Annotated in this window: 21 protein-coding genes and 1 riboswitch; of the genes, 10 read left to right on the top strand and 11 right to left on the bottom strand. The window is 59.3% G+C overall.

Annotated features, from left to right (window positions below; translation table 11 throughout):
- Positions 1 to 67: 67 nt before the first annotated feature.
- Entirely contained in the window at positions 68 to 517 is a 450-nt protein-coding gene (locus KHO07_RS01920) for a cytochrome c (RefSeq protein ID WP_212626344.1), read from the bottom strand.
- A 128-nt stretch (positions 518 to 645) separates the two neighbouring features.
- Here KHO07_RS01920 and KHO07_RS01915 point away from each other — a divergent pair, with 128 nt between their 5' ends.
- The gene (locus KHO07_RS01915) at positions 646 to 1,821 is read left to right on the top strand and encodes an MltA domain-containing protein (protein WP_212626343.1); all 1,176 of its coding nucleotides are present in this window, start codon (positions 646 to 648) and stop codon (positions 1,819 to 1,821) included.
- A 72-nt stretch (positions 1,822 to 1,893) separates the two neighbouring features.
- Here the strand turns inward: KHO07_RS01915 and KHO07_RS01910 are convergent, their stop codons facing one another.
- Together KHO07_RS01910 and KHO07_RS01905 are read right to left on the bottom strand one after the other, a co-directional pair.
- The gene (locus KHO07_RS01910; protein ID WP_150734195.1) at positions 1,894 to 2,277 is read right to left on the bottom strand and encodes an MAPEG family protein; all 384 of its coding nucleotides are present in this window, start codon (positions 2,275 to 2,277) and stop codon (positions 1,894 to 1,896) included.
- A gap of 31 nt (positions 2,278 to 2,308) precedes the next feature.
- Positions 2,309 to 3,142 carry an EamA family transporter gene (locus KHO07_RS01905; protein ID WP_212626342.1) on the bottom strand — a complete coding sequence of 278 codons (834 nt, stop codon included), beginning with the start codon at positions 3,140 to 3,142 and terminating at the stop codon, positions 2,309 to 2,311.
- 193 nt (positions 3,143 to 3,335) lie between these two features.
- Here KHO07_RS01905 and KHO07_RS01900 point away from each other — a divergent pair, with 193 nt between their 5' ends.
- Both KHO07_RS01900 and KHO07_RS01895 read left to right on the top strand, forming a co-directional pair.
- On the top strand, positions 3,336 to 4,505 hold the full coding sequence (locus tag KHO07_RS01900) for an MFS transporter (protein ID WP_212626341.1): 1,170 nt from the start codon (positions 3,336 to 3,338) through the stop codon (positions 4,503 to 4,505).
- A 249-nt stretch (positions 4,506 to 4,754) separates the two neighbouring features.
- Positions 4,755 to 6,755: a patatin-like phospholipase family protein gene (locus KHO07_RS01895; RefSeq protein WP_212626340.1), complete on the top strand. Its 2,001-nt coding sequence runs from the start codon at positions 4,755 to 4,757 to the stop codon at positions 6,753 to 6,755.
- Positions 6,756 to 6,807: 52 nt separating this feature from the next.
- Here KHO07_RS01895 and KHO07_RS01890 read toward each other — a convergent pair whose 3' ends face one another.
- Positions 6,808 to 7,698: a formate/nitrite transporter family protein gene (locus tag KHO07_RS01890; RefSeq protein ID WP_150734191.1), complete on the bottom strand. Its 891-nt coding sequence runs from the start codon at positions 7,696 to 7,698 to the stop codon at positions 6,808 to 6,810.
- Between the two features lie 72 nt (positions 7,699 to 7,770).
- Positions 7,771 to 8,175, bottom strand: a complete 405-nt coding sequence (locus KHO07_RS01885) for a hotdog domain-containing protein (RefSeq protein ID WP_008057039.1) — start codon at positions 8,173 to 8,175, stop codon at positions 7,771 to 7,773.
- A gap of 198 nt (positions 8,176 to 8,373) precedes the next feature.
- Positions 8,374 to 8,476: riboswitch (S-adenosyl-L-homocysteine riboswitch) on the top strand.
- 23 nt (positions 8,477 to 8,499) lie between these two features.
- Between KHO07_RS01885 and ahcY the strand changes: the two genes are divergently transcribed.
- The 4 genes from ahcY to KHO07_RS01865 all read left to right on the top strand — a co-directional run bounded on the left by ahcY (position 8,500) and on the right by KHO07_RS01865 (position 14,033).
- Positions 8,500 to 9,909: an adenosylhomocysteinase gene (gene ahcY / locus KHO07_RS01880; RefSeq protein WP_212626339.1), complete on the top strand. Its 1,410-nt coding sequence runs from the start codon at positions 8,500 to 8,502 to the stop codon at positions 9,907 to 9,909.
- 182 nt (positions 9,910 to 10,091) lie between these two features.
- A complete protein-coding gene (gene metF, locus KHO07_RS01875; protein ID WP_150734189.1) occupies positions 10,092 to 10,937 on the top strand; it encodes a methylenetetrahydrofolate reductase [NAD(P)H] in 846 nt (281 codons plus the stop codon).
- A 181-nt stretch (positions 10,938 to 11,118) separates the two neighbouring features.
- Entirely contained in the window at positions 11,119 to 11,934 is an 816-nt protein-coding gene (locus tag KHO07_RS01870; RefSeq protein ID WP_212626338.1) for a transporter substrate-binding domain-containing protein, read from the top strand.
- Positions 11,935 to 12,158: 224 nt separating this feature from the next.
- The gene (locus KHO07_RS01865) at positions 12,159 to 14,033 is read left to right on the top strand and encodes a DEAD/DEAH box helicase (RefSeq protein WP_150734187.1); all 1,875 of its coding nucleotides are present in this window, start codon (positions 12,159 to 12,161) and stop codon (positions 14,031 to 14,033) included.
- A gap of 154 nt (positions 14,034 to 14,187) precedes the next feature.
- Here the strand turns inward: KHO07_RS01865 and KHO07_RS01860 are convergent, their stop codons facing one another.
- The 3 genes from KHO07_RS01860 to KHO07_RS01850 all read right to left on the bottom strand — a co-directional run bounded on the left by KHO07_RS01860 (position 14,188) and on the right by KHO07_RS01850 (position 17,392).
- A complete protein-coding gene (locus KHO07_RS01860; RefSeq protein WP_212626337.1) occupies positions 14,188 to 14,784 on the bottom strand; it encodes a YceI family protein in 597 nt (198 codons plus the stop codon).
- A 32-nt stretch (positions 14,785 to 14,816) separates the two neighbouring features.
- Positions 14,817 to 15,368, bottom strand: a complete 552-nt coding sequence (locus tag KHO07_RS01855; RefSeq protein WP_212626336.1) for a cytochrome b — start codon at positions 15,366 to 15,368, stop codon at positions 14,817 to 14,819.
- A gap of 260 nt (positions 15,369 to 15,628) precedes the next feature.
- Positions 15,629 to 17,392 (bottom strand): flavin monoamine oxidase family protein, encoded by a 1,764-nt coding sequence (locus KHO07_RS01850; RefSeq protein ID WP_212626335.1) that lies wholly within the window; start codon positions 17,390 to 17,392, stop codon positions 15,629 to 15,631.
- A 221-nt stretch (positions 17,393 to 17,613) separates the two neighbouring features.
- Here KHO07_RS01850 and KHO07_RS01845 point away from each other — a divergent pair, with 221 nt between their 5' ends.
- A complete protein-coding gene (locus tag KHO07_RS01845; protein WP_212626334.1) occupies positions 17,614 to 19,020 on the top strand; it encodes an adenosylmethionine--8-amino-7-oxononanoate transaminase in 1,407 nt (468 codons plus the stop codon).
- A gap of 176 nt (positions 19,021 to 19,196) precedes the next feature.
- Positions 19,197 to 19,916, top strand: coding sequence for a 16S rRNA (uracil(1498)-N(3))-methyltransferase (locus KHO07_RS01840; protein ID WP_150734182.1), 720 nt, complete (start codon positions 19,197 to 19,199; stop codon positions 19,914 to 19,916).
- A 90-nt stretch (positions 19,917 to 20,006) separates the two neighbouring features.
- On the opposite strand, the gene KHO07_RS01835 is transcribed toward KHO07_RS01840, so the two are convergent.
- Positions 20,007 to 20,624 (bottom strand): hemolysin III family protein, encoded by a 618-nt coding sequence (locus KHO07_RS01835; protein ID WP_150734181.1) that lies wholly within the window; start codon positions 20,622 to 20,624, stop codon positions 20,007 to 20,009.
- Between the two features lie 131 nt (positions 20,625 to 20,755).
- Here KHO07_RS01835 and KHO07_RS01830 point away from each other — a divergent pair, with 131 nt between their 5' ends.
- Entirely contained in the window at positions 20,756 to 21,670 is a 915-nt protein-coding gene (locus KHO07_RS01830; RefSeq protein ID WP_212626333.1) for a LysR substrate-binding domain-containing protein, read from the top strand.
- A 111-nt stretch (positions 21,671 to 21,781) separates the two neighbouring features.
- On the opposite strand, the gene madM is transcribed toward KHO07_RS01830, so the two are convergent.
- Positions 21,782 to 22,546: a malonate transporter subunit MadM gene (gene madM / locus KHO07_RS01825; RefSeq protein WP_150734179.1), complete on the bottom strand. Its 765-nt coding sequence runs from the start codon at positions 22,544 to 22,546 to the stop codon at positions 21,782 to 21,784.
- A gap of 5 nt (positions 22,547 to 22,551) precedes the next feature.
- The gene (madL, locus tag KHO07_RS01820; RefSeq protein WP_075946288.1) at positions 22,552 to 22,944 is read right to left on the bottom strand and encodes a malonate transporter subunit MadL; all 393 of its coding nucleotides are present in this window, start codon (positions 22,942 to 22,944) and stop codon (positions 22,552 to 22,554) included.
- Positions 22,945 to 22,977: the final 33 nt, after the last annotated feature.

Genomic DNA, 22,977 nt, shown 5'->3' with positions numbered 1-22,977 from the left:
GCGTTGATCGGTTTACGACTGCTTTGCAGCCGAGCGGGAGCAAGCTCCCTCGCCACAATTGTGTCAATCAATGATCCCGAAACTCTTTATGGCAGGCACTACAGGCGTCTTCGACCTTCTGCACCGCCGGCCCCAGGTTACTGGCCTTGTAGGGCTGGAGCTTGCTGGCAATCACCAATTCACCGGTGGCGGCTTCGAGGGTGCGAGCCAACTCCTGAAAGCGGGCCTGTTTTTCCCAGACATCGCTCGTGGCGCTGGTATGGTCTTCTTCACGCACTTGTAGAAAGTGCTTCCACGGCTCATGGGACAACGCGTCGAGCTTCACCGCGCCGTCCGCGAATTTCGCCCCGTCGAATGGAATACGGCCACGCAACATGCCACCCAGGTCTTCGCCGGTCTTGAGCATTTGCTTGAAAATGGCCTTGCGCTGACCCAGCGGCGAATTGGGGTCGACACCGCCACAAGCGGACAACGTCAGGCAGGCCAGCAATACAACAGAAAGTCTTTTAAGAGTCATGGTGGCTTCAGGTCACGGGAAACGGCGGCCAGTATCCCCGCGTCCTCGGCAAACACCAATAGCCCTATTATCAATACGGGTTGTATGAGCGCATGGAGCACTCAGGCAACCGGCAAAGGAATCACTCCATGAACAGCCGTTTCAAGGCATGGCGCCACAGCCTGACCTGGACCCTGCCGATGGTAGCCCTGCTCGCAGGCTGCACCGGTGGCGACAAGCAACAACCGAAAACCCATGCGTTGGCCACTTACTCCAGCGCCACATGGGACGCCCTGCCGGCGGTGTCCGATAGCGACCTCGTCGCCGGTTTCGGTTCGTGGCGCAGCGCGTGCAACCGGCTCAAGGCCGACCCGGTCTGGGGCGGCACCTGCGCCGCGGCCGCCAATGTGCCGCAAACCGCCAGTGAGATTCGCGGCTTTCTCAAGCAGAACCTCGATGTCTACGGCCTGCGCGCTGCCAACGACAATCCCAACGGCTTGATCACCGGTTACTACGAACCGGTCTACCCCGGCAGCCTGACCCAAACCAGCGTTGCCAATGTGCCGGTGTATGGCGTCCCGGAAGACATGATTATCGTCTCCCTCGACAGCATTTACCCGGAACTCAAAGGCAAGCGCCTGCGCGGTCGACTCGAAGGCCGCGTGCTCAAGCCGTACGACGATGCCGCGACAATCGAATCCAAAGGAGTCAAGGCTCCCGTAGTGGCCTGGCTGACCGATCCGATGAACCTGCAATTCCTGCAAATCCAGGGTTCCGGTCGCATCCAGCTCGACAGTGGTCGTCAACTGCGCATCGCTTACGCCGACCAGAACGGCCACCCGTATCGCCCCATCGGCCGCTGGCTGGTGGAGCAAGGTGAGTTGAAGAAAGAAGACGTGACCATGGGCGCAATCAGCGACTGGGCGAAGGCCAATCCTTCACGCATTCCGGAACTGCTCGGCAGCAACCCGAGCTATGTGTTCTTCACCCGTAACCCGGACAGCAATGAAGGCCCGCGCGGCTCGCTCAACGTACCGCTGACGGCTGGCTACAGCGCCGCAGTGGATCGCAAAGTGATTCCGCTGGGCAGCCTGCTGTGGTTATCCACCACCAAGCCGGACGGTACTGCGCTGGTTCGGCCGGTGGCGGCACAGGACACCGGCGGTGCGATTGCCGGCGAAGTACGTGCCGACCTGTTTTGGGGCACGGGCGAGGCTGCCGGGCAATTGGCTGGGGACATGAAGCAACAGGGGCAGATCTGGATGCTGTGGCCAAAGGGCGCGGCGTTGCCACAAGTGCCGCAGGTCCCGGATGCAGAAAAATAACCCGTGAACCCGTGAGATTTGCAGGAGCCGGCAGGCCGGCTCCTACGGGTCTACTTTTTCAGCGCCGCTCTTTCAGACCGACACCACAAAAAAGCTGACGATCAAGCCCATCCCCACAAACCATACCAACGACCGCAAAATCGCCCAGTCCGCCAGATAGCAAATGATGTACAACAGCCGACTGGTGATGAACAGCACCGCCAACACATTGATCGTCACCAATTCCGCATTGCCCGCCAGATGCGCAACGATCACTGCCGCCGCGAACGCCGGAGTCACTTCAAAACTGTTCAGTTGCGCCGCATGCGCGCGCCGGGCCAAACCATTGAGTGACTCGAGAAAGTCCCGGGGGTCATGGTTGTCACTCAGACGATACCCGCCACTGGCCTTGGCGATGCCCGTGCAGATGTAGGGCAGGAAAATCGCGATCAAAATGCACCACAGAGCAACATTCATTAAACAGTCCCTTTTTCACGTTTCAGAGTGGTCAAAATTTCATGACCAATATGCCGATCAAGACCAGCCCACAAGCTAAGAGGCGCGGTCCGCCAAAAGGTTCTTTCAGGTAGCGCATGCCAAACAGCACGACCAGTATCACGCTGATCTCGCGCAACGCCGCCGCTTCTGCAATCGACCCCAACTGCATGGCCCACAGCACCAGAGCGTAGCTGAACAACACGCAAAACCCGACCGCCAACCCTAGCCGCCACTGTTCGCGCCAGAACAACCTGAACGCTGGCCGCTTCCGCACCCAAGCCAACAAGGGAAACGGCCAGGCGCTGAGCAGCGTCACCCAGACCAGATAATCCAGCGGGTGTGACCAACGCCGCAGCGCCTGACCGTCGATGAAGGTGTAGCAACCGATGCACAGGCCGATCAACGCCACCACTGGCAGCATCGACCACGGCAGGCGGGCACCGCCGCCGCCCTGCCAAAGCAGGCACAGCATGCCGAGCGGGATCAACAGGATCCCGAAGATCTGCTGGTTGGTCAGCACCTCACCCGCAAAGATCAGCGTCAGCGCCAGCACCACCAGAGGTGACAGCCCGCGCATCAGCGGATAGACCAGCCCGAGGTCACCGACCCGATACGCCTGGATAAGTAAATAGCGGTAGAGCAACTCGAATGCCGCCGAGGCCAGAATCCACGGCCAGATATCCAGCGGCGGCAACGCCACGAACGGCAACATCACCACGACAAACAACAGAGCCACGCTGTCCATGCAGGCCACGACCAACAGCCGTTCGGCACTGAATTTGATCAGGGTATTCCACGCCGCGTGCAACAGCGCCGCCACCAACACCAAAGCCGTCGCAAGCACGGCACACTCCTTTTTGGTAGAGAATTGATTCGCCATATGTCAGTGGCTGTTTATACTGCAAGCGACCACGCCACACTCAGCTGCACACAGACTAATTCCAATAAAAACTGCCTTGGCCTGCTCTCATCGAGAACAGCCCCCGGCATGCGTATGCCTGATCAAAGCGTCAAGACTACCGACAGAGACCTTGCGCATGCCACTCGCTTTGCTTGCCCTCGCTGTTGCCGCGTTCGGCATCGGCACCACTGAATTCGTCATCATGGGCCTGCTCCCCGATGTCGCCCGCGACCTTGCCGTGAGCATTCCCCACGCCGGGCTGCTGATCACCGGCTACGCCCTGGGCGTGGTGTTCGGCGCGCCGATCCTCGCGGTCGGCACCGCCAACATGCCACGCAAAGCCACGCTGCTGGGCATGACGCTGATGTTCATTCTCGGCAACATGCTCTGCGCCCTGGCACCGAATTACGCCACGCTGATGGCCGCCCGAGTGGTGACGGCGCTGTGTCATGGAGCTTTCTTCGGCATTGGTTCGGTTGTAGCCGCCGGCCTGGTCGCACCGAACAAACGCGCCCAGGCGATTGCCATGATGTTCACCGGCCTGACCCTCGCCAATGTACTGGGCGTACCCCTGGGGACCGCACTCGGACAGTACGCCGGCTGGCGCTCGACGTTCTGGGCGGTGTCGGTCATCGGTGTCATCGCCGCCATTGCTCAATGGGTCTGGTTGCCGAAAAACATCACAATGGATAAAGCCAATCTCGCCAGCGAATTCAAAGTGCTGGGCAAGGCCAACGTGCTGTTGGCCCTGGGCATGAGCGTATTGGCTTCGACCAGCCTGTTCAGCGTATTCACCTATATCGCGCCGATCCTCCAGGACATCACCGGTGTCAGTCCCCATGGCGTGACGATCATGCTCCTGTTGTTCGGCGTGGGCCTGACCGCGGGCAGCATGCTCGGCGGACGCTTGGCTGACAGTCGCCTGTTACCTTCACTGGTCGGCATGGCATTGGCCGTGGTGGTGGTCCTGGCTGCGTTCAGCCAGACCAGCCATTCGGTTGTCCCGGCAGCGATCACCCTGGTGCTATGGGGCATTTTCGCGTTTGCCCTGTGCCCGATCCTGCAACTGCTGATCATCGATCAAGCCCATGAAGCACCGAACCTTGGCTCGACGCTGAACCAAAGCGCCTTCAACCTCGGCAACGCGGCGGGCGCCTGGATTGGCGGATTGGTCGTAGCCAGCGGCGCAGACCTCGCGGACCTGCCCTGGACCGGCGCCCTGGTCAGCGGCCTGACCGTGCTGACCGCCCTGTTTTTCATTTATCTGCAACGGCGCAATGCCGCTGCGCCAGAAATGGCCGGTTAAATCGCGACGAGAAAACCGGAATGAAGGACCCGGCCAATTCGGACGCGAGCCGTATGAAGTTTCCTCAGCCCCTTACACCGCGCTTTTGATGCCCAGCTGAAAGGCCCACTCCAGGGCCTTTCAGCCTTGCACCGCCACTTCTCGATGCGGTTCCAGCCATGTGTCTCATCTCATTTCACCACGCACTCTGGCGTCCTCGAGTCTCCTAAAGTACGACCTCCGCAATCGTTCTCAAAGGAGGAGGCATCCATGATCACTTTCAACTCGACAATGCCCACACCCCGCTCTTCAGCCATCCAGGGAGGTAGCACACCGACAGCACCGGACCCCAGTGATTGGAGTGATTTCAAGCGGGATAACATTCGAATCGGCCAAGGCAGTTCTGAAATACTGGTGCAATCCCTGGGCGACCGGAAGCTGACGATCCGTCAGTTTTCAGATGGGGTGGTCGAAATGGACCTCAAGCGCCCTGCCATCGAACATCTGGTACTTAGCGGCGGCGGTGCAAAGGGCGTGGCGTTCGCAGGGATGGTCAAATCAATGGAAGATCATGGGGCGCTGGGCAAAATAAAAAGCATTTCCGGCTCATCGGCCGGCGCTATTTCGGCAGCGTTTCTGGCCAGCGGCATGACTCACGCAGACTTCGACAAGATGTCGGACGAGACCAACCTCGTAGCGCTGCTAGACAGTCACAACAAGGTTCTTGGACCGATACAGCAAGTCAGTTCCGCGATTGGCAAAGGCATCGCCAAGATCCCGGGAAAGACTGGCAACATAGGACGCCTGTTGTTCGATCTGATGCCTCGCCTTCAGTCCAAAGCCGAACCATTGGAAGAACTGCTTCACGAGAAAATGGTGGAATCGACTCAGTCGCGCTTCAAACAGGCCTCTGGCGACCCACAACGACAGCTTTCCCAAGAAACAAGAGACTGCGTGGAACACATAAAAACCAAAGGCTATGTGACATTTGGTGATCTGGCGACACTGAGCAAGGAGATGCCGGAAATCAAGCTACTGCATATCACCGGAACCGCCATGCTCGACGACCGGCCACAAATGGTGGTGTTCAACGCCAGCCTGACTCCGGATATGGACGTGGCCCGCGCCGCCCATATTTCAGGCTCGCTGCCCGTTGTTTTCCAGCAGCCTTCCGAACAGGGATTGCCCTTCCAGACTGACGCTGAGCTGACCGCCTTCCAGGACGGCGGAATCATGCTCAACACCCCGGTCGCGGACCTTTACGAACTGCAATTTCCGATGAGCTCGATTCCCGAACACGATCAGTTGATTCTCAAGTTCGAGAGCGGCAATGGCGGCACCAAAAAAGATCGTGGAACACTGGGCTCGAACATCGTCGATAGATTCCTCGGTGTGAACTACGCGGCGCAGGACGCACTAGAAGCGAGCGGCATTAAAGCCTTTGATAAGCAGACAGTCATCGTTCCATTGAAGACAAGAGAAGGGGACTTTACGACGACGTTAAACGGCACCGTCAACTTCAGCATGCCACTGGAACACAAGAACCACCTGCAGCAAAAACTGGAAAATGCGGTGGGTGAACACCTGCGGCACCGTGAGAGCAGCGAAACCTACACGTTCAATTCAATCGGCGGCGCCTTGCTCGCCCTCGATGACCGATTGTTCGAGGCGGCGGCGAATAAACTGCAAAACGATCCGGGTTGCGCGGAAGTCATCCAGTTCCGCCAAGCTGCTCATCAGACATTGGCCGAGTTAAGCCAGGCCCTGATCGAAGCGAAAGCCACCGGTTCCGACAAGCTCGACCTTACTGCTCCACTGAACGTTGCCATCGACCGCCTTGATCAACTCGCCGACAGGTCGGGGAAAATTGAATGGCTGGCAAATAAACTCAACCATGGAAACGCTGCAGATTACATGGAGCTGCTACAAGCCGTTAAACGCATGGATGCCCAGCTGGCAGGACCCAAATCCGTGGTGATGACTCGGGCGATCGAGGATATGGGAGTGCGCGATATCAAGACCAAGGCCGAAAACTTCATCCGTGAAGTGATCTATCCCTCCCTATACCGTCATGGCCAACCTGATTCGAACGTCAAGCTGCTAAACAAGGCAATACTCGAATTACGCGAGTCGACGAATCCCACGGGCTTTAACGCTGTACTCAATCGGATTGCTGATCAATATATCTCGCGCAGCCTTCTGAACTCGTCGGGCCCATTCAATTCGACCACGATCACTCAAGCACGGGCATGGCTGATTCCTGCCCAATAGACGTAACGCCGGACCGAGTCGGGCGAGCAACAACCTATTGTCTCGCGCGACCTTACAGTCCATTGGTTCTATTGGGAGAGTCCGGGCCGGTCTTGCTGCCATCTTCTTTCGGTGCACCGCTTTCACTGCGAATCTGCGCATGACTGATCAACGCGAAGATAAAGCTGCCGCCCACAATGTTCCCCGCCAGTGTCGGCCCGGCAAACACCAGCCAAAAATCCTTCCACGGCAGCTCACCGGCAAACACCAGATAACCGACCTCCAGCGAACCGACCACGATGTGCGTGAAATCCCCTAAGGCCATGAGATAGGTGATGAGGATGATGATCCACATCTTGGCACTCTCCATGGACGGGATCATCCAGACCATGGTCGCGATCATCCAGCCAGAGATGATGCCCTTGGCGAACATCTGACTGACGTCGTTTTCCATGACCTTGCGACCGATGTCGAGAAAGGCTACGTCGGTCTTGCTGTCGAAAATAGGCAACTCCAGCATGACGTAAGCCACCAACAAGGTGCCGCAGAGGTTGCCCACCAGAACCACCGACCACAGCCGCAGCAAGCGACCGAAGTTTCCAATCGTGGGCTTGCTCATGATCGGCAGCACGGCGGTCAGGGTGTTTTCGGTGAAGAGTTGCTGACGCGCAAGAATCACCGCGAGAAATCCGGCGCAATAGCCGAAACTGGCGATCACCTTGAACCCTTCGCCGTCCGGCAGTCGGGAGTTGAGCAAACCCATGCCCATCAGCGAAAGCCCCATGGTCAGACCGGCGGCCAAAGCCGACCACCAAAGTGCAGCGACGCTACGCTCCAGTTCCTGATCGCCCTGGGTACGGATGATTTCGTGCAACACCGCCGCGCGCGGCGGCTGGTTCTTTTCGACCTCGTGCTGTTCTTTGGCCGAGAGGTCGGGGGTCTTGCCGTCTTTTTTAGTGTCCATGGGATTCCTGAACCGCTGGTGTGCGATGTAGTTACGACCCGCGCGGCTCAGATTCCGTTCGTCATCTTCAAATTATTCGACGGCGCCTTCATCCTTGAACTGGTCTTTGACGTACTTGATCTCTGTCCGGCCGTGCGGCGCCGGCAGTCCGTCCTCACCCAGGTTGACGAAGACAATCTTCTCCACCGTCAAGATGCTTTTGCGGGTGATCTTGTTCCTCACTTCACACTTGAGGGTGATCGAGGTGCGACCGAACTCGGTGGCGGTGATGCCCAGCTCGATGATGTCGCCCTGGCGCGAGGCGCTGACGAAGTTGATTTCGGATATGTACTTGGTCACCACACGCTGGTTACCCAACTGGACGATGGCGTAGATCGCCGCTTCTTCGTCGAGCCAGCGCAACAGGCTGCCACCGAACAGCGTGCCGTTGGGGTTGAGGTCTTCGGGTTTAACCCATTTACGGGTGTGGAAATTCATGTTCACTCCTGAGCGTCTTGCCGAATGATGCTGACCATCATGGCAGAGCCCGACCTAGAGCTCTATCAGGCATCGCCTATGGCCTCGATTACCGTTCGGACATTGACCAACAGAAAGGCTTTGGAAGATCAGCATAGCCCGCTATAATCGCCTCCGTTTCAAAACGGTAACGATCCATTGATACCGTTTTCCCGCCACCTGTCCGAGGGGCGCTGCAGCAGGCTAGACCTGTCAGGCTCGGATGGGGCGTTGCCCGGCCTTCCATGGCCGGACACTAAACGCACAACGGCGCCCATTCGCATACATTACGAATGGAGGCTCTTCATGAGCGCTGTTATCACGCCTGCAGATTTTAACGACTACAAAGTTGCCGACATGTCGCTGGCTGCCTGGGGCCGTCGCGAAACCATCATCGCCGAATCCGAAATGCCGGCACTGATGGGTCTGCGTAGCAAGTATTCCGCCGAGCAGCCACTCAAGGGCGCGAAAATCCTCGGCTGCATCCACATGACCATTCAGACCGCCGTGCTGATCGAAACCCTGGTTGCCCTGGGTGCCGAAGTACGCTGGTCGTCCTGCAACATTTTCTCGACTCAAGACCAGGCTGCTGCTGCCATCGCCGCTGCCGGCATCCCGGTTTTCGCCTGGAAAGGTGAAACCGAAGAAGAATACGAGTGGTGCCTGGAGCAAACCATCCTCAAAGATGGCGCGCCTTGGGATGCCAACATGATCCTCGACGACGGCGGCGACCTGACCGAGCTGCTGCACAAGAAATACCCGCAGGTTCTGGATCGCGTCCACGGCGTAACCGAAGAAACCACCACCGGCGTACACCGCCTTCTGGACATGCTGGCCAAGGGCGAGCTGAAAATCCCGGCCATCAACGTCAACGACTCGGTCACCAAGAGCAAGAACGACAACAAGTACGGCTGCCGTCACAGCCTGAACGATGCGATCAAGCGTGGTACTGACCACCTGTTGTCCGGCAAGCAAGCGCTGGTCATCGGCTACGGCGACGTGGGCAAGGGCTCCGCTCAGTCCCTGCGTCAGGAAGGCATGATCGTTAAAGTCTCCGAAGTCGACCCGATCTGCGCCATGCAAGCCTGCATGGACGGTTTCGAAGTGGTATCGCCGTTCATCGACGGTATCAACAACGGCACAGAAGCCAGCATCGACAAAGCACTGCTGGGCAAGATCGACCTGATCGTGACCACCACCGGCAACGTCAATGTTTGCGATTCGAACATGCTCAAAGCCCTGAAGAAGCGTGCAGTTGTCTGCAACATCGGCCACTTCGACAACGAAATCGACACGGCTTTCATGCGCAAGAACTGGGCATGGGAAGAAGTGAAGCCACAGGTTCACAAGATCCACCGTACCGGCGCTGGCGCATTCGATGCCCAGAACGACGACTACCTGATCCTGCTGGCTGAAGGCCGTCTGGTTAACCTCGGCAACGCCACTGGCCACCCGAGCCGCATCATGGACGGTTCGTTCGCCAACCAGGTTCTGGCACAGATCTTCCTGTTCGGCCAGAAGTACGCCGACCTGTCGCCAGCCCAGAAAGCCGAGCGCCTGACCGTTGAAGTACTGCCGAAGAAACTCGACGAAGAAGTGGCCCTGGAAATGGTCCGTGGCTTCGGCGGCGTCGTGACTCAACTGACCAAGACCCAGGCCGACTACATCGGCGTGACCGTCGAAGGTCCGTTCAAGCCGCACGCTTACCGCTACTGATCCGCGGACCGGGGATGCGGTGTTCTGATACACCGCGTCGCCTGTTTCGCCAGCAAGCCGGCTCCTACAAGGGAGCGGTCGTATGCGAATAACCCGTACGACGTCAATCTTGTAGGCGCCGGCTTGCTGGCGATTGCGGACAACATGGCCCCACAGGCTTACGCGTTTCCAAGGATATGACCATGTCCCAAGATCGTCGCTACAGCTTCGAGTTCTTCCCTACGAAGACCGACGCTGGGCATGAAAAGCTGCTTGCCACTGCTCGCCAGTTGGCCACTTACAACCCTGATTTCTTCTCCTGCACCTACGGCGCTGGCGGTTCGACCCGTGATCGCACGCTGAACACCGTTTTGCAGCTGGAAAGCGAAGTCAAAGTTCCTGCCGCGCCGCATCTGTCTTGCGTAGGCGACAGCAAGGACGACCTGCGCGGCCTGCTGAGCCAGTACAAGGCGGCCGGCATCAAGCGTATCGTTGCCCTGCGCGGTGACCTGCCTTCCGGCATGGGCATGGCCAGCGGCGAAATGCGTCACGCCAATGACCTGGTTGAATTCATTCGTGAAGAGACCGGCGACCATTTCCACATCGAAGTCGCCGCTTACCCGGAAATGCATCCGCAAGCGCGCAACTTCGAAGACGATATCGCCAATTTCGTGCGCAAGGCCAACGCCGGCGCCGACAGTGCGATCACCCAGTACTTCTTCAACGCCGACAGCTACTTCTATTTTGTCGAGCGTGTGCGGGCGTTGGGCGTGAATATCCCGATCGTTCCGGGGATCATGCCGATCACCAACTACAGCAAGCTGGCGCGTTTTTCCGATGCCTGCGGTGCGGAAATCCCGCGCTGGATCCGCAAGCAACTGGAAGCGTACGGCGACGACACCCAGAGCATCCAGCGTTTCGGCGAGCAGGTTATCACCGAGATGTGCGACCGCCTGCTGGAAGGTGGCGCTCCGGGCCTGCACTTCTACACACTGAACCAGGCTGAAGCGAGTCTGGCGGTGTGGAACAACCTGAAGTTGCCGCGTTAAGCACATCACGATCAAAAGATCGCAGCCTTCGGCAGTTCCTGCATGATGACCTCCTGCAGGAGCCTGCCGGAGACTGCGATCTTTTGTTTTCAACGTACCGTATATGTGCGCCAATCCACGGAGTTAGAGCATCTGCCGCCAGTTTCTGGCTCTTTCGCGTTTCTCGTCGTAATCTCAGCCCATGCCTTTGATCACGCAGTTATTCGCCCTGCTCGTTTTCGCTTGCCTGAGCTTCGCCGCTCAAGGCGAGAAGCTGCGCATTGTCACGGAACCCTGGGCTCCTTACGTGTACGAGGAGAACGGCAAACCCTTGGGCCTGGACTACGAAACCACCGCCATTGTCTTCAAGCGCCTGGGCATCGAAGTGGAATGGCAATTCCTGCCATGGAAACGCTGCCTGTCGATGCTGGAAACGGGTCAGGCGGATGGTGCGCTGGACATTTTCCACAGCGATGAACGCGATGCGACCCTGCTCTACCCCAGCGAACCGTTGTCGCAAGTGCAGTTCGTGATGTTCTACGCCAATGACCGACCTCATCCATTTCGCACCCTCGACGAACTGCGCGGCCTGACCATCGGCACCTCGCCGGGTTACCTGTACAGCGAGGATTTCCGGGAGTCGACGCTGTTCACTCGCGAACCGGCCCCCAGCCATGAAGCGAATTTCGGCAAGCTGATACGCGGCCGGATCGACCTGTTGATCACCGACCGCCGGGTCGGCCAGCATCTGCTCGATGAACTGAACATCCGCGACAAGATCACCGAAAACCCGGCCATCATAAGCCAGCAGAGCCAGTTTCTGGCGGTGCGCCGCAATGCCGGCATGGACTTGCTGGTGCAGCGCTTTGGTGCCGAACTCAAGCGCTTCAAGCGCGAGCCGGCCTACGCGGAGCTGAGTGCCCGCTATGGCGCGGCACCGCCGAACGCCCTGGACTCCGCAAGGGCCACGGCCACCACCGCAAAAACCGTTGAGCAGCAGGAAAGCGGCGCGCAGTGATTGCTCTGTTATACTCCGGCGTTCCCGCCAGGCTCACGCCCGGACGCTCGGAATCGTAAAGGTATCTCGACCCCGCTACAGCGCAGCTTTTCAGCCCGCGCGAGCGCTCCAGACGAGCCTTCGTGACCGAAGCAGGACCGGACGGGATTGCGTTCCTCTTAAACGCTATTCGCGCCAGGCAAGACTCCCATTGGGCCAAGCCCTAACTTAGAACAGGATTACTCATGTCCTTTGCTTCCCTCGGTCTCTCCGAGGCTTTAGTCCGCGCCATCGAGGCAGCGGGCTATACCGAGCCTACTCCGGTGCAACAGCGGGCCATTCCCGCCGTGTTGCAAGGTCGCGACCTGATGGTTGCGGCACAGACAGGTACCGGTAAAACCGGCGGCTTCGCCCTTCCGATCCTGGAGCGGTTGTTCCCCAACGGTCACCCGGACAAATCCCAGCGTCACGGCCCGCGCCAACCGCGTGTACTGGTCCTGACCCCTACTCGCGAACTCGCGGCGCAAGTGCATGAAAGCTTCAAGGTCTATGCCCGTGACCTGAAGTTCGTCAGCGCCTGCATCTTCGGCGGCGTCGGCATGAACCCACAGGTTCAGGCCATGTCCCGTGGCGTAGACGTACTCGTCGCTTGCCCGGGTCGTTTGCTCGACCTGGCCGGCCAAGGCAGCGTCGATCTGTCCCACGTGGAAATCCTCGTGCTGGACGAAGCTGACCGCATGCTCGACATGGGCTTTGTCCATGACGTGAAGAAAGTCCTGGCCCGTCTGCCGGCCAAGCGCCAGAACCTGTTGTTCTCGGCGACCTTCTCCAAAGACATCACCGACCTCGCCGGCAAGCTGCTGCACAACCCGGAACGCATCGAAGTCACGCCGCCGAACACCACGGTCGAGCGTATCGAACAGCGCGTATTCCGCCTGCCTGCCAGCCACAAGCGTTCGCTGCTGGCGCATCTGATCACCGCAGGCGCCTGGGAACAGGTGCTGGTGTTCACCCGCACCAAACACGGCGCCAACCGCCTGGCCGAGTACCTGGACAAACACGGCCTGAGCGCCGTCGCGATCCACGGTAACAAGAGCCAGAACGCCCGAACCAAAGCCCTGGCCGACTTCAAGGCCGGCACCGTGCGCATCCTGGTAGCCACCGACATCGCCGCTCGCGGCCTGGACATCGACCAGTTGCCTCACGTGGTCAACTTCGAGCTGCCGAATGTCGATGAAGACTACGTGCACCGCATCGGCCGTACCGGCCGTGCCGGTCGTTCGGGCGAGGCGATTTCGCTGGTAGCCCCGGACGAAGAGAAACTGCTGAAAAGCATCGAACGCATGACCAAGCAGAAAATCGCCGACGGCGACCTGATGGGCTTCGATGCCAGCGCCGTAGAAGCCGAGAAGCCTGAAGCACGCGAGCGTCCGGACATGCGCAACCCGCGCAATCCACGTGGCCCGCGCGGCGACGGCCCGAACGGCGGTGGTGGCGGTGGCGGTCGTAAAGACAAGGGCAAGGACAAAGGCAAGGAAAAACCGGCGTCGGGCGAACGCGGCGAGCGTCCAGCCCGTCAGCAAAAGCCACGCGAAGGCACTCCGGCCCGTGATCAGCGTCAGCCAAGCCAGCCGCCGCGCGCTGCCGCTGACCGCGCTCCAGACGAGTTCCTGGACGACGATATCGATAACTTCGGTAACCGCGTCGACTACGTGCCGCAACAAAAACCGGCTCAAGGCCGTGGCCGCCGTCCGGGTGCTCCGGCACAAGGCACGGCAGCGGGCTCGGGCGCACCCCGTGGCGGCAAGCCACAGGGTCGTCAGAACGGTCCACGCAACAGCGATGGCGCCAGCACCGGCACACCACCTGCCAAGCGCAGTGGCCCACGCAACGGTGCGCCACGTGACGGCCAGGCCCGTCGCGAAGACTCGCGCAACCGCCGCCCGGCCCGTGACGACCAGCCGCGTTCGGAACCGGCCGTGCAGAACCCGCGCGGTCCGGCTCCGAAGATCATGCACAAGGAGTCGAAGGCTGACCGCTTCCCGACACCTGAGCAGCTCGATCAACTGCCAAGCCGTCCTCGTGGTGAAAAACCGGCGTTGCTGACCCGCAATCGCTGAGTTATTGCTGCCATAAAAAATGCCCCGGCTCGTGAGAGTCGGGGCATTTTTTTATGGGCTGTAGGAGCCGGTTTGCTGGTGATTGGGGCGACTCGGTTTCTGCTGTGTTGCAAAAAACGCTATCGACAGCAAGCCGGCGCCTACATTCTCAGCATTACTTCGCCTTCACACCTTCAAAGGATACGTACAGCTCAACTGCATCGGACGCTGGGCCCAGGTCTTTCTGCTTGCCGAAATCGGAGCGCTTGATGGTGGTGGTGCCTTCGAAACCGGCACGGTAGCCGCCCCATGGATCCTTGCCTTCACCCAGGAAAGTGGCCTTGACCACGACTGGCTTGGTCACGCCTGCGATGGTCAGGTCGCCAGCCACGTCGGCAGTCTCTTTACCAGCGGTGTTCTTGCCGGTGGATTTGACGCTGGTGGAAACGAAGGTGGCTTTGGCGAACTTGCCTGCATTGAGGAAATCACCACTGGCGATGTGCTTATCGCGCTCGGCATGATTGGTGAACACGCTGGCGGTGTTCACGTTGAACTCGATCTTGCTGTCTTCAGGCTTGGCAGCGTCAAAGCTGAATTTGCCGTCGATGTCCTTGAAAGTACCGGTGATGAAGCTGTAGCCCAGGTGGCTGATCTTGAAGTCAACGAAGGCGTGCTGGCCTTCTTTGTCGACGACGTAGTCAGCGGCCATTACGTTACCGGCGGACAACAGGGCTGAACCGATTGCCAGAGCGGCCAGAGTCTTTTTCAACATGCTTTGTTTTCCTTTGGAGTCGAGGTTGAACTTCAGGCTTTGCGACCCAGCATGCGCTTGAGGGTCACATCACGGTCGATAAAGTGGTGCTTCAATGCTGCCAACGCATGGAGGCCGGAAAAAATTACCAACACCCACGCCAGGTAAAAGTGAATCACGCCAGCGGTATCTGCCTGGTCCGGCAGTCCGGAGACCAGCGCAGGCACTTCAAACAAGCCAAACACCGGAATACCGACACCGTCTGCGGTGGAAATCAGGTAACCGGCAACTATCACAGCAAACAGACTGAGATACAGAAAGCCATGGCCGAACTTGGCGCCGAGGCGCGTCATGCGGCTGTAGCTGGTCAGGGTCGGAGGCGGCGGACTGATAAAACGCCACAACACCCGCAGCACCATCACACCCAGCAACACCAGGCCGATACTCTTGTGCAGGTCCGGCGCGTCTTTACGCCAGGTGCTGTAGTAGTCGAGCCCGACCATCCACAGCCCAAGCGCGAAAAGGCCAAAGACCACCAGCGCCACGCCCCAGTGCATGAAAATGCTGACCCAGCCATAGCGGGAAGTAGAGTTACGTAGCTGCATTGCCTAGATCCTGTAAGTGCTGGCCCAAGACTATCGATTTATCTATCGAATTAAAGCCGAAAATTTCGCTCTGAAATATCGAGAAATGCGATCAAGAGCCTGGAGCAAGCAAGTTAAGGAAAGATTAAAGCCGAAATTGTGAAAAAAAATGAATACAAAACAGGGAACACCTGTATCAAAAGGTTTATTCGATTTCGCTCTCGATTTTTTCAGGCGTAAAAAAACGCGGCCCTGAGCCGCGCTTTTTTTACACCTGGGCTTTACTGAGCCTTGGTCTCAGTAGTCGCCGCCGGTTTGGCCGCTGGCTTCTTCGCCGGCTCGACCTTCTTTGCCGGGGCCTTGGCCGGGGCTTTTTTGGCCTCGGTTTTGGCTGCCGGTTTGGCTGGGGTTTTAGCCGGGGCCTTCTTGGCAGGCTCGGTTTTTACTGGCGTCGCCGGCTTCGGCGCTTCAACAGGCGCCGGTGCAACGGCCGGGGTTGGTGCCGGAGTTGACGCAGGTGCCGGTGCAGCCGGCTCTGGCGCCTTGACCGGTGCTGGCTTTTTCTCCTCATCCGAGCCGCCGAACAGGTTGGTGAAGAAGTTACCCTTCTTCGCCGCCACCGCGCCGGCTGCAGCGGCGGCAGCCACTGGAGCGGCCTTCACCGGGTCAAACGACTTGCCGGCCGCCAGATCTTCAACCTGGCTGGCCGCGCGCTGACCGGTACGCAACGCACCTTCCAGAGTGCCCGGGTACAGGGCGTCAGTGTGTTCGCCAGCAAAGGCTACGCGTTGAATCGGGCGTTCCCACAGGCGCCAGAACTTGCTGATCTGGCCCGGGCCAAAGGCCAGGTAAGCGCCGCCCATCGAGGGGTCGGTGCTGTAGCGACGGATTTCATAACCGGTGAACGAGCCACGCGCCTGTGGATAAAACGCGTGCAGGCGAATCAGCACCTGGTCAACCATCTGCTTGTCGCCGAACGCCTGCATCACCCGCGCGTTGTCGCCGGACAGGTTGATCACCACGTTGGCGCCGCCCTTCAAGGCCGGTTCGATCCACAGCATGCCCAGACCGGTGTTGCTGTAGATTTCACCGGACATGCGAGCCTTGGGCTCCCATACCGGCGTTTTGAATTTCAGCATGATCTGGTCGCGCCAACCGTAGTTGGTGCCCTTGATAGCCGCCAGGTGCTGGGCGTCCAGCGCCGGGGTCATCTGGATCTTGTTCAGGGCGCGCAATGGCACGGCCAGCACAACGTAGTCCGCCTGATAGCCGACGCTGCCGACTTTGACGGTGACGCTGTCCTTGTCCTGGATAATCGCCGAGACAGGCGAGCTGGTCTTGATGGTTTTCAGTTGCTTGACGAAGGCCTGGGCCAGCACCGGACTGCCACCGACCAGACGCGACGCACGCAGGTCACGATCGGAAACGCCCCGGTAAACGCGGCTCTGCTGCGCGAAGTACAGCAGCGAGATGCGCGAAGGTTCGTCGTAACGGGTACGAATCTGCTGGTTCACCAGCTGACGGGCAGTGGCCGGCAGGCTCAGGCGATCCAGCCAGTTGGAGACGTTGATCTGGTCCAGGGCGTGCAGGGTGCTGTTGGCCGATGGGTTCAGCGGGTCGTCGATCGAGCGCGCGAGGTCGTCGACGGTCTTTTCGTAGCGTTTGAGCGCTTCGGCAGTGGTCGGATCCTTGGTGGCCAGATCGGCAGCGGTGTAATACACGCCGTCGATCAAGTAGCCGGGAGTCCGCACGAACTCAGGGGCCGGCGTGGTGCTCAGCTTGAAGGTCGAAACGTACTTGTTCAGGACCGGTTGAGCCTTGTCGTTGCCGATCCACTCGCTGGTGGCCATGCCGGAACGACCGCCCAGGCTCGATTTGGCTTCCAGCAACGTGACCTGCCAGCCTTTGTTCTGCAGCTCATACGCCGCGGTGAGGCCCGAGACCCCGCCGCCGATCACGATCGCGGTTTTATCCTTGGCCAGCGCACACACGCTGAACAGCCCCAACATCACCAGCGCACAGGCGCGCAGCCAACCGACAGACATTCAGCGAACTCCGGAAATACACGAAAAATAGCGATTTGTGCGAGCCAGACGACTCAAGAGCCGTGAAGGATACGTCAGGCTTCAGACGCCCGCCAGCAACGTCTATCGGCCTATACAAAGTAGCTCAATCGACACAATGGGTTGTCCCGGTGGCGTGCATTGCATAGGCTTGCGCGATTGTTTGTTCGCGCCTGCCGCGGACCGCCTCGAGGAGAGAAGAAATGGGCCTGAATAATCAGTGGATGCAACGCGATCTCGCGGTGTTGTGGCATCCCTGCACCCAGATGAAAGATCATGAGCAACTGCCGCTGATCCCGATCAAGCGCGGTGAAGGCGTCTGGCTGGAAGATTTCGAAGGCAAGCGCTACCTCGACGCGGTCAGTTCCTGGTGGGTCAACGTGTTCGGCCACACCAATCCGCGGATCAACCAGCGCATCAAGGATCAGGTCGATCAACTGGAGCACGTGATCCTCGCCGGTTTCAGTCATCAGCCAGTGATCGAGCTGTCCGAACGCCTGGTGAAGATGACGCCGGAAGGCCTGACCCGGTGCTTCTACGCCGATAACGGGTCGTCCTGCATCGAAGTCGCGCTGAAAATGAGCTTTCACTACTGGCTCAACCGCGGCCAGCCGAACAAGAAACGTTTTGTCACCCTGACCAACAGCTACCACGGCGAAACCATGGCGGCGATGTCGGTGGGCGACGTGCCGCTGTTCACCGAAACCTACAAAGCGCTGTTGCTGGACACCATCAAGGTGCCGAGCCCGGATTGCTACCTGCGTCCCGACGGCATGAGCTGGGAAGAACACTCGCGCAACATGTTCGCGGCGATGGAGCAGACCCTGGCCGAGAACCATGACAGCGTCGCTGCCGTCATTGTCGAGCCTTTGATCCAGGGCGCCGGCGGCATGCGCATGTACCACCCGGTGTACCTCAAGCTGCTGCGCGAAGCCTGCGATCGCTATGGCGTGCACCTGATTCACGACGAAATCGCCGTCGGCTTCGGTCGCACCGGGACCATGTTCGCCTGCGAACAGGCCGGCATCCGCCCGGATTTTCTCTGCCTGTCCAAGGCCTTGACCGGCGGCTACCTGCCGCTGGCGGCGTGCATGACCACCGACGAGGTCTACAGCGCCTTCTACGACGACTACCCGACCCTTCGCGCGTTCCTGCACTCGCACAGCTACACCGGCAACCCGCTGGCGTGCGCGGCGGCGTTGGCGACGCTGGACATCTTCGAAGAAGACAACGTCATCGAGAACAACAAGGCCCTGGCCCAACGCATGGCCTCCTCCACCGCACATCTGGTCGATCACCCGAACGTCTCTGAAGTGCGCCAGACCGGCATGGTGCTGGCGATCGAGATGGTCAAGGACAAGGCGACCAAAGAAGCTTATCCGTGGCAGGAACGTCGCGGCCTGAAGGTGTTCCAGCATGCGCTGGAGCGTGGTGCCTTGCTGCGGCCGTTGGGCAGCGTGGTGTATTTCCTTCCGCCGTACGTGATCACCCCTGAACAGATCGACTTTTTGGCCGAAGTGGCCAGCGAGGGGATCGACATCGCCACGCGCGACAGCACTAGCGTGTCGGTGCCGAAGGACTTTCACCCCGGTTTCCGTGATCCGGGCTGAACGACTTCACTTGAGTTCGTGGGTGCCTGGACTGCCGCCATCGCTGGCAAGCCAGGCTCCTACAAGTGAGATGTCGCACACACCCTTTGCTGCATACCGAATCCTGCAGGAGCTGGCTTGCCAGCGATAAGGTCGGCACGACCTTCAGACGCTTTACATACTTTCAGAGACCCAACATGAGACTGTCCCGCTTCTTCATCGATGCCCCCCTGAGCACCGGCGAACACGAATTGCCCGAAGCCCAGGCCCACTACATCAGCCGCGTGCTGCGCATGGCCGAGGGCGATGCGTTGCAATTGTTCGACGGCTCGGGGCAGGAATTTCGCGCCAGGCTGCTCGAAGTCGGCAAGAAGCGCGTGGTGGTGCAGATCGATGAAAGCTTCGCCGGCCAGGTTGAATCGCCGTTGCAGATCCACCTCGGCCAGGGCTTGTCCCGTGGCGAGCGCATGGATTGGGCGATTCAGAAAGCCACTGAACTGGGCGTCACTGAAATCACGCCGATTTTCAGCGATCGCTGCGAAGTCCGGCTCAAGGACGAGCGCGCCGACAAGCGTCTGCTGCATTGGCGTCAGGTGGCGATCAGCGCGTGCGAACAGTGCGGGCGTTCTCGGGTACCGGTGATTCATCCACCGCTGTTGTTGGCGGATTGGTTGAAGCAGACGCAGGCTGAGTTGAAGCTTGTCTTGCATCCGGTGGCTGAGCCGCTGGTGAGTCATGCCAAGCCTGCGACCTTGGCATTCCTGATCGGCCCTGAAGGCGGGTTGTCGGATGCCGAAGTCGAACAGGCCAAGGCCAACGGTTTTCATGCCGCCCGCCTTGGTCCGCGAGTGTTGCGGACCGAGACCGCGCCGGTGGTGGCGTTGGCGGTGGCCCAGCAACTTTGGGGTGACTTCTAGGCCGCCATCGCTGGCAAGCCAGCTCCTACAGAGGGTTGCGCGACACCGGATCTGTAGGAGCCGGCTTGCTGGCGATTGCCGCTACGCGGTCTACAAGACATAAAAGAAAATCGCTACAAAGTGCAGCAAGCTCCCGGCAATCACGAACAGATGCCAAATCCCGTGGGCATGCCGCAACCGTTGATCGAGGGCAAAAAAGATAATCCCCACGGTGTACAACACACCACCCGTCGCCAGCCAGGCAAAACCGGCACTGCCCAATGCCGCCAGCAATGGCTTGACCGCCACCAACACGATCCAGCCCATCACCGCGTAAATCACGATCGACAGAATCCGCGCCTCCGAACGTGGCTTGATCTCTTGCAGGATGCCGATCAGCGCCAGCCCCCAGACGATCCCGAACAACGTCCAGCCCCAAGGCCCACGCAGGGTCACCAGACAGAACGGCGTGTAGCTGCCGGCAATCAACAGGTAAATTGAAAAGTGATCGACCTTCTGCATGATCGCTTTCTTGCGCCCGCGCACGCTGTGGTACACGGTCGAAGCGCTGTAGAGCGACATCAAAGTAAAACCGTAGATCGCCACGCTGACGATTTTCCATGGGCTGCCGTCCATGCTGGCGATCACCAACATCCATACCACCCCGACCATCGCAGCCACCGCCCCGACCAAATGCGTCCAGGCGTTCAATCTTTCCCCGTGATACATGTTTTGCTTACCTCAAGATGCTTTACCGCAATGCGCAAGGCTCAGGCTTCAAGCGTAAAAGCGCAATGTTTCCGAACGACGCGCCCGGTTGAATTGGGCACAATCGGGTCATTCCAAAAAGAGTCCGCCCCATGCTGATCGATGAAGAGTTGACCCTGAAAAAACTCGAGGTGTTCCTGGCCTTCATGCGCACCGGTAACCTGGCCCGGGCCGCCGTCGAGTTGCAGACCAGCAACGTCAGCGTTCACCGCGCCATCCACTCGCTGGAAAGTGCCTTGCGCTGCCCGCTGTTCAAGCACGAAGGCCGCAACCTGACGCCGCTGGAGAGTGCTTTTGTGCTGGAAGAGCGGGCGCAAAAGCTGATTCAGGACGTCGTCGAAAGTGTGCGCCTGACCCGCGAAGCCGCCGGCTTTTCCGCCGAGCGCTTCAAATTGGGTTCGCTGTATTCGCTGACGGTGAAGACCGTGCCGCAACTGATCATGGGCCTGAAAATCCGTCGCAGCGAGCTGAACATCGATCTGATTCTCGGCTCGAATTTCGACCTGCTGTACAAACTCAAGAACATGGAAGTCGACGCGATCCTGGTGTCCCTGGACGACAGCATCATCGACCCGGACCTGGAACACATCCCGCTGTTCTCCGACGACATTTTCCTCGCCACACCGGCCGATTCGAAGTTCGCACAACGGACTGAAGTGGACCTGGCCGAGGTCCGCGATGAAACCTTCATCACCCTGACTCAGGGCTTTGCCACGCACCAGGATGGCAAGCGGGTATTCGAGCAGGCGGGGTTCGAGCCGAAGGTGGCCATGCAGGTCAACGACATCTTCACGCTGTTGAGCATGGTCAGCTCGGGCGTGGGTTATGCGTTGCTGCCGGGGAGGATTGCGGCGGTGTACGAGAACCGGGTGAAGCTGATTCCGTTGCAGGAAAAGTATCGGTTGCAGCAGCACATTGGCGTGGTGTTCCTGAAGGCCAAGGAGCGCGACCCGAATCTGCTGGCGTTGCTGGCGGAGTGTCGCATGTACGCCAATCGGCAGGTCTGAGACCTTGTGGCGAGGGAGCTTGCTCCCGCTGGGCTGCGCAGCAGACCCATTTTTGCGGGCGCTTCGCACCCGAGCGGGAGCAAGCTCCCTCGCCACAAAAGCATTAGCTCATCAGCCAAAAATCCCGCGAACAATCAAATACAGCAGCGACGGCCCGAGCAGGCAACCCAGCGCGGTGTAGAACGCCGCCGTCAGGCAACCATAAGGCACCAGCTTCGGATCAGTCGCCGCCAACCCGCCGGCCACACCACTGGAAGTCCCCATCAAGCCACCAAAGATCACTGCGCTGCGCGGATTGTTCAAGCCGATCAGCGGCGCCACGAACGGTGTCATCACCATCACCAGAATCGCCTTGATCAAGCCCGCCGCAATCGACAGCGCCATGACTTCGGAACTGGCACCGATGGCCGCGCCGGTCACCGGGCCGACAATGTAGGTCACCGCACCGGCACCGATGGTGGTCAGGCTCACCGCATCGGTGTAACCGAACGCCATCGCCACTGCGACACCCGCGATGAAGGACGTGCCGACACCGACGAACAGCGCCAGCACGCCGACAAACCCGGCACGCTTGAGCTCATCGACACTGACGCCAAATGCCGTTGCCACGATGGCAAAATCCCGCAGCATCGCCCCGCCCAGCAGACCGATCCCGGACAATAACGGAATGTCCACCACGCCTTTTTGACCCCCTGTCAGCGCACCGCCAACATAGGACAGCAGCAGCCCCAGAAGAATGGCAATGGCCGAGCCGTGCAGGCGACCTTTGGTGAAAGTATTGGAAATCCAGTAGGACACCCACATGGTCACGCCGACAATCAGAAAGCCACTGATCAGCCCGTAACCGGTAATCACCTTCATCATCGATTCGTACATGGCGATTACCCCACTGTCTTCGCAGGATTGATCGCAGACGGCTCTTTGTTACCGATACGCACCAGTACCGGTACCAAGGCAAAGGCGATGACCACTGCCGCCGTTCCCGCCAGGATCGCCATCGGCCCACCCTTGAGCGCGCCATACACGTTTTGCTGGGCCGCCATGGCGACGACAATCGGAATATAGACCGCACTCCAGAACTCCACGCCCTGCTCGGTCTTGCCTTTGAACCAACCGTTTTTATTGAGATAGCTGCCCAGGCCAATCAGCAGCAGCATCGCAATCCCGACACCGCCGACGTTGGCCGGCACGCCAATCAGTTTGCCGAGCAGCTCGCCAATGAAAATACCCACCAGGGTACAAAAGCCGAGAAATGCCACACCGTAGATAATCATTGTTGTTGTCCTCAAAGTGCATCGTCGAATGTT

The organism is Pseudomonas sp. PP3 (assembly GCF_905336995.1).
Classification (GTDB): domain Bacteria; phylum Pseudomonadota; class Gammaproteobacteria; order Pseudomonadales; family Pseudomonadaceae; genus Aquipseudomonas; species Aquipseudomonas reinekei.
Note: the sequence above shows the minus strand (reverse complement) of the source record. Positions and strands in the feature narration are given on the sequence as shown.

Coding starts and splice junctions, on each gene's coding strand:
- KHO07_RS01920 (WP_212626344.1), bottom strand. CDS start 517: ATGACTCTTAAAAGACTTTCTGTTGTATTGCTGGCCTGCCTGACGTTG.
- KHO07_RS01915 (WP_212626343.1), top strand. CDS start 646: ATGAACAGCCGTTTCAAGGCATGGCGCCACAGCCTGACCTGGACCCTG.
- KHO07_RS01910 (WP_150734195.1), bottom strand. CDS start 2,277: ATGAATGTTGCTCTGTGGTGCATTTTGATCGCGATTTTCCTGCCCTAC.
- KHO07_RS01900 (WP_212626341.1), top strand. CDS start 3,336: ATGCCACTCGCTTTGCTTGCCCTCGCTGTTGCCGCGTTCGGCATCGGC.
- KHO07_RS01895 (WP_212626340.1), top strand. CDS start 4,755: ATGATCACTTTCAACTCGACAATGCCCACACCCCGCTCTTCAGCCATC.
- KHO07_RS01890 (WP_150734191.1), bottom strand. CDS start 7,698: ATGGACACTAAAAAAGACGGCAAGACCCCCGACCTCTCGGCCAAAGAA.
- KHO07_RS01885 (WP_008057039.1), bottom strand. CDS start 8,175: ATGAATTTCCACACCCGTAAATGGGTTAAACCCGAAGACCTCAACCCC.
- ahcY (WP_212626339.1), top strand. CDS start 8,500: ATGAGCGCTGTTATCACGCCTGCAGATTTTAACGACTACAAAGTTGCC.
- metF (WP_150734189.1), top strand. CDS start 10,092: ATGTCCCAAGATCGTCGCTACAGCTTCGAGTTCTTCCCTACGAAGACC.
- KHO07_RS01870 (WP_212626338.1), top strand. CDS start 11,119: ATGCCTTTGATCACGCAGTTATTCGCCCTGCTCGTTTTCGCTTGCCTG.
- KHO07_RS01865 (WP_150734187.1), top strand. CDS start 12,159: ATGTCCTTTGCTTCCCTCGGTCTCTCCGAGGCTTTAGTCCGCGCCATC.
- KHO07_RS01860 (WP_212626337.1), bottom strand. CDS start 14,784: ATGTTGAAAAAGACTCTGGCCGCTCTGGCAATCGGTTCAGCCCTGTTG.
- KHO07_RS01855 (WP_212626336.1), bottom strand. CDS start 15,368: ATGCAGCTACGTAACTCTACTTCCCGCTATGGCTGGGTCAGCATTTTC.
- KHO07_RS01850 (WP_212626335.1), bottom strand. CDS start 17,392: ATGTCTGTCGGTTGGCTGCGCGCCTGTGCGCTGGTGATGTTGGGGCTG.
- KHO07_RS01845 (WP_212626334.1), top strand. CDS start 17,614: ATGGGCCTGAATAATCAGTGGATGCAACGCGATCTCGCGGTGTTGTGG.
- KHO07_RS01840 (WP_150734182.1), top strand. CDS start 19,197: ATGAGACTGTCCCGCTTCTTCATCGATGCCCCCCTGAGCACCGGCGAA.
- KHO07_RS01835 (WP_150734181.1), bottom strand. CDS start 20,624: ATGTATCACGGGGAAAGATTGAACGCCTGGACGCATTTGGTCGGGGCG.
- KHO07_RS01830 (WP_212626333.1), top strand. CDS start 20,756: ATGCTGATCGATGAAGAGTTGACCCTGAAAAAACTCGAGGTGTTCCTG.
- madM (WP_150734179.1), bottom strand. CDS start 22,546: ATGTACGAATCGATGATGAAGGTGATTACCGGTTACGGGCTGATCAGT.
- madL (WP_075946288.1), bottom strand. CDS start 22,944: ATGATTATCTACGGTGTGGCATTTCTCGGCTTTTGTACCCTGGTGGGT.